At 60.9% G+C, this 5494-nt stretch carries 7 protein-coding genes and 2 pseudogenes; 8 read left to right on the forward strand and 1 reads right to left on the reverse strand.

Going from position 1 to position 5494, the window contains the following annotated elements; all coding sequences use genetic code 11:
• The 8 genes and pseudogenes from JWR14_RS00050 to fliR all read left to right on the forward strand — a co-directional run.
• Positions 1-229 (forward strand): annotated as a pseudogene (locus JWR14_RS00050) (flagellar hook-length control protein FliK); the annotation flags it as partial.
• 308 nt (positions 230-537) lie between these two features.
• Complete coding sequence (fliL, locus tag JWR14_RS00055) at positions 538-1035, forward strand: flagellar basal body-associated protein FliL (RefSeq protein WP_299699279.1); 498 nt, start codon at positions 538-540, stop codon at positions 1033-1035.
• Positions 1036-1164: 129 nt separating this feature from the next.
• Complete coding sequence (fliM, locus tag JWR14_RS00060) at positions 1165-2163, forward strand: flagellar motor switch protein FliM (RefSeq protein ID WP_165092868.1); 999 nt, start codon at positions 1165-1167, stop codon at positions 2161-2163.
• The gene (fliN, locus tag JWR14_RS00065) at positions 2156-2593 is read left to right on the forward strand and encodes a flagellar motor switch protein FliN (RefSeq protein ID WP_213767910.1); all 438 of its coding nucleotides are present in this window, start codon (positions 2156-2158) and stop codon (positions 2591-2593) included. Before fliM ends, fliN begins: the two co-directional genes overlap by 8 nt.
• A gap of 41 nt (positions 2594-2634) precedes the next feature.
• On the forward strand, positions 2635-3132 hold the full coding sequence (gene fliO, locus JWR14_RS00070; RefSeq protein WP_299699297.1) for a flagellar biosynthetic protein FliO: 498 nt from the start codon (positions 2635-2637) through the stop codon (positions 3130-3132).
• A complete protein-coding gene (gene fliP / locus JWR14_RS00075; RefSeq protein ID WP_299699286.1) occupies positions 3132-3908 on the forward strand; it encodes a flagellar type III secretion system pore protein FliP in 777 nt (258 codons plus the stop codon). Before fliO ends, fliP begins: the two co-directional genes overlap by 1 nt.
• 16 nt (positions 3909-3924) lie before the next feature.
• The gene (gene fliQ, locus JWR14_RS00080; RefSeq protein WP_062084878.1) at positions 3925-4194 is read left to right on the forward strand and encodes a flagellar biosynthesis protein FliQ; all 270 of its coding nucleotides are present in this window, start codon (positions 3925-3927) and stop codon (positions 4192-4194) included.
• The gene (fliR, locus tag JWR14_RS00085; RefSeq protein WP_299699293.1) at positions 4194-4985 is read left to right on the forward strand and encodes a flagellar biosynthetic protein FliR; all 792 of its coding nucleotides are present in this window, start codon (positions 4194-4196) and stop codon (positions 4983-4985) included. Before fliQ ends, fliR begins: the two co-directional genes overlap by 1 nt.
• Positions 4986-5000: 15 nt before the next feature.
• On the opposite strand, the pseudogene JWR14_RS00090 reads toward fliR, so the two are convergent.
• Positions 5001-5494: pseudogene (locus JWR14_RS00090) on the reverse strand (Fic family protein); the annotation flags it as partial.

Raw genomic sequence — 5494 nt, forward strand, 5'->3', positions numbered from 1 at the left:
ACCGACTTTGCGTGAAGCGATGCAAGGCAGCGGGATATCGCTAGGCAGCACGAGCGTGAGCGATGGCTTCGTGGGTCAGCAGTCTGGCCAGCAGGGCGGAGCGTCATCGAATGCGGGGCGAGGCGGCCGAGGCATGGGCAGTGCCGATGACGGCGAAAGCCTGGATGCGTTGAGCACGATTAGCATGCCGGTGCGCAAGCAGGTTGGATTGGTCGATACGTTTGCTTGATTTAGCGTAAATACTCAAATAGTGAGAAAGCCGCGTTCCCGAAAGGAACGCGGCTTTTTTCTTGCGGATGCATTTCTACCGTCCTTGGCGCGAAGTTGTCCGCTCGGGGATGGATGGCCTTTTCAGTCACGCTGAATGGCGAATGGTTTAACCGCCGTTTGTCGGCGATAACGCCCGCCCATCCCGCCGATCACCCAGCCCGCGCAAACAGCTAACTCACGAGTTAGCCCCAATTCCCCCCTCTATTCCCCCCATCGCAACCCTCCGAAATCGCCAACAATTCAGGCTACAGAAAGAGGTCCGCAATCATGGCAAGCACCACTGCAACTCAACAACAACCCATCGTCACCGTAAAGAGCGGCAGGATGAAGCGCATCTTGCTGATCGCGGCGGGTCTTATCCTTTTGCTGGGCGCCGGCGGGGCTGGTGCTTACTACTACTTCCTGCACAAGCCCGAGCTGGGCGCGTTGACGAAGCCTGCGCCCGCCGCGCCGCCGGTGTTCTTCCCGCTGGAATCGATGACGGTCAATCTCCAGTCCGACGACGCCATGCATTACTTGCGTATCGGCTTGACGCTGAAGCTGCCGGACCAGAAGGCACAAGCTGCGCTGACCGAACGCATGCCGGAAGTACGCAGCCACATTCTGATGTTGTTATCGGCGAAGCGGCCGGACGATCTGGCGGGCATCGACGGCAAGCGTCAGCTCGCGAAAGAACTGCTGGAAACGGTCCAAAAGACGGGCGGCGCACCGGACAGTCCGGCGCGTGTCCAGGAAGTGTTGTTCACGGAATTCGTTGTTCAATAATCCGCGCAACCATCCTCGCCTTTAGCCGCTTAAGCAAAAGCAAGAGCCAGCACTAACGCTAGCAAACGCTCACGGCAAAAGCACCAAGCCAAGCACCAAGCAACCGCGCACAGGAACGAAGGAACACTCATGGGCCACGAAGAGTTCATGTCGCAGGAGGAGGTGGATGCCCTGCTTAAGGGCGTCACCGGGGAAGTCGACACAGTCGCCGACGAAACACGCTTCCACGGCGTGCGCCCCTACAACCTCGCGACGCAGGAACGCATCGTCCGGGGCCGGATGCCGGGCCTGGAAATCATCAACGACCGCTTCGCGCGCCTTCTGCGCGTCGGCATCTTCAACTTCATGCGACGCTCGGCGGAAATTTCGGTCGGCCCGGTGAAGGTGCAGAAGTACAGCGAATTCACCCGCAACCTGCCGATCCCGACGAACCTGAATCTCGTCCACGTGAAACCGTTGCGCGGCACCTCGCTGTTCGTGTTCGATCCGAACCTGGTCTTCTTTGTCGTCGATAACCTCTTCGGCGGCGACGGCCGTTTCCACACGCGCGTTGAAGGCCGCGAGTTCACGCAGACCGAGCAACGCATCATCAGCAAGCTGCTGAACCTCGTGTTCGAACACTACGCGGCATCGTGGAAAAGCGTGCGATCGCTGAATTTCGAATACGTGCGCTCGGAAATGCACACTCAGTTCGCCAACGTGGCCACGCCGAACGAGATCGTGATCGTCACGCAGTTTTCCATCGAATTCGGATCGACCGGCGGCACGCTGCATATCTGCATGCCGTATTCGATGATCGAACCGATTCGCGACATCCTCTCCTCGCCCATTCAAGGCGAAGCGCTCGAAGTGGATCGCCGCTGGATCCGCGTGCTGTCGCAGCAAGTGCAGGCGGCCGAAGTGGAACTCACGGTGGATCTGGCGGAGATCGGCACGACCTTCGAAAAGATTCTCAACATGCGAGCCGGCGATGTCCTGCCAATCAACGTCCCCGAATTGGTCACGGCAAAAGTGGACGGCGTGCCAGTGATGGAATGCGGCTACGGAATTTTCAATGGTCAATACGCGTTGCGCGTCCAAAAAATGATCAGCGCAACCGACACGATGAAGGAAGGTGGATATGAGTGACGTAACTGAACCGGGCACGCTGCCGTCCGATCCGCTCAAGGGCGAGGACTTCGGCATGGACGACTGGGCGAGCGCGCTGGCTGAGCAGAACGGCAATGAAACGCCGGCGGCGGCTTCATCGGCGGGATTGTTCCAGCCTTTGTCTAAAGTCGAGGCGCCTTCCACGCGCAACGACATCGACATGATTCTCGACATCCCCGTGCAGATGACGGTGGAACTCGGGCGGACCAAGATCGCCATCCGCAACCTGTTGCAACTGGCGCAAGGCTCGGTGGTGGAACTTGACGGGCTCGCCGGCGAACCGATGGACGTGCTGGTCAACGGCTGCCTGATCGCGCAGGGCGAAGTCGTGGTGGTCAACGACAAGTTCGGTATCCGTCTCACCGACATCATCACGCCGTCCGAACGCATCAGGAAGTTGAATCGATGAAACGCTTTACCGCCGCGCTTGCAGCATGGGCATCGCTTGCCATGACGCTTGCCGCCCACACGGCCCACGCCGCTGACATGAACGCCGTCAATCACGCGGCGCAGATTGCATCGGGCGTTGGCGCGGGCACCGCCGTGCCGTCGCTCGGCGTGGGCGCGGTGCTGCAAACGCTGCTCGGGCTCGTGATCGTGATCGCGTTCGTGTTCGGCTGCGCGTGGCTCGCACGCAAGTTCGGCGTGGCCGGCACCAAACGCACGGGGCTGGTGAAGGTGATCGGCGGAGCGTCGCTGGGGAATAAGGAGCGCGTCTCGGTGGTGGAGATCGGCGACACGTGGCTCGTGCTGGGCGCCGCGCCCGGCAATGTGCGTCTGCTGCACACCATGCCTGCGGGATCGGCGGAGCTCAACGGCGGCGTGGAAGCTGGCGCGGGACCCGGCGAAGGACAAGCACTGCAAGGCAGTTTCGGTCAACGTTTTCGCGATGCCCTCGCCGGCGAAGCGACCAAACGTCTGCAAAAATTCGCAGGCGGGAGCAAGTAATGCGGTTTAAGTTTTTAGCACGGTGCGTGAGACTGGCGGGGCTGTTGCTACCGGTCGTCATGTTGGCCCTCCCCTACTCCGCTTTCGCCCAAAGCACAGCAGGACTTCCGGCGTTCAACACCAGTCCTGGCCCGAACGGCGGCACGACATATTCGCTCAGCGTCCAGACGATGCTGCTGCTGACCATGCTGTCGTTCCTGCCGGCCATGCTGCTGATGATGACGGGCTTCACGCGCATCATCATTGTGTTGTCGCTGTTGCGGCAGGCGCTGGGCACGACCAGCACGCCGCCTAATCAGGTGCTCGTCGGGCTTGCGTTGTTCCTCACGCTGTTCGTCATGTCGCCGGTCCTCGACCGCGCTTATGTTGACGCGTACAAGCCTTTCTCCGATGGCACCATCACGATGGACCAGGCCATGACGCGCGGCGTCGCGCCGTTCAAGCAATTCATGCTGCGCCAGACTCGCGAAGCCGATCTCGCGCTGTTTGCCCGGATCGCCAAGGCGGCGCCAATGAACGGTCCCGAAGACGTGCCGCTCTCGCTGCTGGTGCCGTCGTTTGTAACCAGCGAGCTCAAGACCGGCTTCCAGATCGGCTTCACCATCTTCATCCCGTTCCTGATCATCGACATGGTGGTGGCGAGCGTGCTGATGTCGATGGGGATGATGATGGTGTCGCCCACGACCATTTCGCTGCCGTTCAAGCTGATGTTGTTCGTGCTGGTGGACGGCTGGCAGTTGCTGATCGGCTCGCTCGCGCAGAGCTTCGTTTCATAGCGTCAGGAATCAAACGATGACACCCGAATCCGTCATGTCGATCGCGCACCAGGCCATGTACGTGGCGCTGTTGCTCGCGGCTCCGCTGTTGCTGGTCGCGCTCGTGGTCGGCCTGGTCGTGAGCCTGTTCCAGGCCGCGACCCAGATCAATGAAAGCACGCTCTCGTTCATTCCGAAATTGCTCGCGGTGGCGCTTACTCTGGTGATCGCCGGCCCATGGATGCTGGAAACGCTGCTCGACTACATGCGCCACGTTTTCACCATCACGCCCGCTATCACCGGCTGATGTTTTCCGTCACTTACGCGCAGCTCAATGTCTGGCTGACGTCGTTCCTCTGGCCGTTCACGCGCATCCTCGCGCTGATTGCAACCGCGCCGCTGCTCAGCCACCAGGCCATTCCGATTCGCGTCAAGGTCGCGGTCGCGGCGTTCATGGCGCTGATCGTGGCGCCGACTATCGGTGCGGTGCCGCAGGTGACGGTGTTCTCCGCCGATGGCGTGATGATCATCATCAACCAGTTCCTGATCGGCGCGGCGCTCGGCATGACGATGCAGATTGCATTCGCCACCATCGATGCAGCCGGCGAGTTTATCGGCATGCAAATGGGCCTCGGCTTTGCAATGCTCTACGATCCGCGCGCCGGCGGGAATTCGGTGGTGATATCGCGGTATCTGAACACGATCGCCATGCTTGCGTTCCTTGTGTTCGACGGGCATTTGCAAATGATCAGCGCCCTCGTGCAGACGTTCCAGAGCGTGCCGGTGAGCGCGAACGTATTGGGTTCAGCCGTGTATGCGCGCGGCTGGCAGACGCTTGCGACCTATGGCGTGAGCGTGTTTTCGACGGGCCTGCTGCTGTCGCTGCCGGTGGTCACCGCGTTGCTGATTGCCAACCTCGCGCTGGGCATCCTGAATCGTGCAGCGCCGCAGATCGGGATTTTCCAGGTGGGGTTTCCGGTCACCATGCTGGTCGGATTCCTGCTGATTCAGTTGATGATCCCCAACATGATCCCGTTCTTTCAACGCATTTTCGATAGCGGTATCGACCAGATGGGGCGCGTCGCGGCTGCGCTTTAGCGTCCGTGCAGTAAGTCAATCAGCCAGCTCGTACGCCGTGCTGCGCCCGCCCGACACCGATCTCCGCAGCACCCCTAACGTCACCAGTTCGCCGATATCGCGTAACGCGGTATCCGCTGAACACTTCGCGATGGCCGCCCACTTGCTGCTGGTCAGCTTGCCATCGAAACCATCCAGCAACCGGTTCAGCAGCTTGATCTGACGCTCGTTAAACGACGCGGTGGCCCAGCGCTGCCAGAAACGCGTCTTGACCAGCACCGCGTCCACGGTGTGCTGGGCGTTGTCCACCGCGCGATGCAGCGTGTGCAGGAACCAGGTGAGCCACGCGGTGACATCGAGCGAGCCGCGCTGAGTTTGCTCGAGGATGTCGTAGTAAGCGCTGCGCTCCGACTGGATCTGCGCCGACAAACTGTAGAAGCGCTGCGGACTGCCGTCGGCGCGGGCGAGCAGCAAGTCGCCGATGGCCCGGGCGATACGGCCGTTGCCATCGTCGAAAGGATGCAGCGTGA

The organism is Caballeronia sp., assembly GCF_028292365.1.
Taxonomy (GTDB): domain Bacteria; phylum Pseudomonadota; class Gammaproteobacteria; order Burkholderiales; family Burkholderiaceae; genus Caballeronia.

Coding starts and splice junctions, on each gene's coding strand:
- fliR (WP_299699293.1), top strand. CDS start 4,194: ATGTTTTCCGTCACTTACGCGCAGCTCAATGTCTGGCTGACGTCGTTC.
- fliM (WP_165092868.1), top strand. CDS start 1,165: ATGGGCCACGAAGAGTTCATGTCGCAGGAGGAGGTGGATGCCCTGCTT.
- fliL (WP_299699279.1), top strand. CDS start 538: ATGGCAAGCACCACTGCAACTCAACAACAACCCATCGTCACCGTAAAG.
- fliP (WP_299699286.1), top strand. CDS start 3,132: ATGCGGTTTAAGTTTTTAGCACGGTGCGTGAGACTGGCGGGGCTGTTG.
- fliO (WP_299699297.1), top strand. CDS start 2,635: ATGACGCTTGCCGCCCACACGGCCCACGCCGCTGACATGAACGCCGTC.
- fliN (WP_213767910.1), top strand. CDS start 2,156: ATGAGTGACGTAACTGAACCGGGCACGCTGCCGTCCGATCCGCTCAAG.
- fliQ (WP_062084878.1), top strand. CDS start 3,925: ATGACACCCGAATCCGTCATGTCGATCGCGCACCAGGCCATGTACGTG.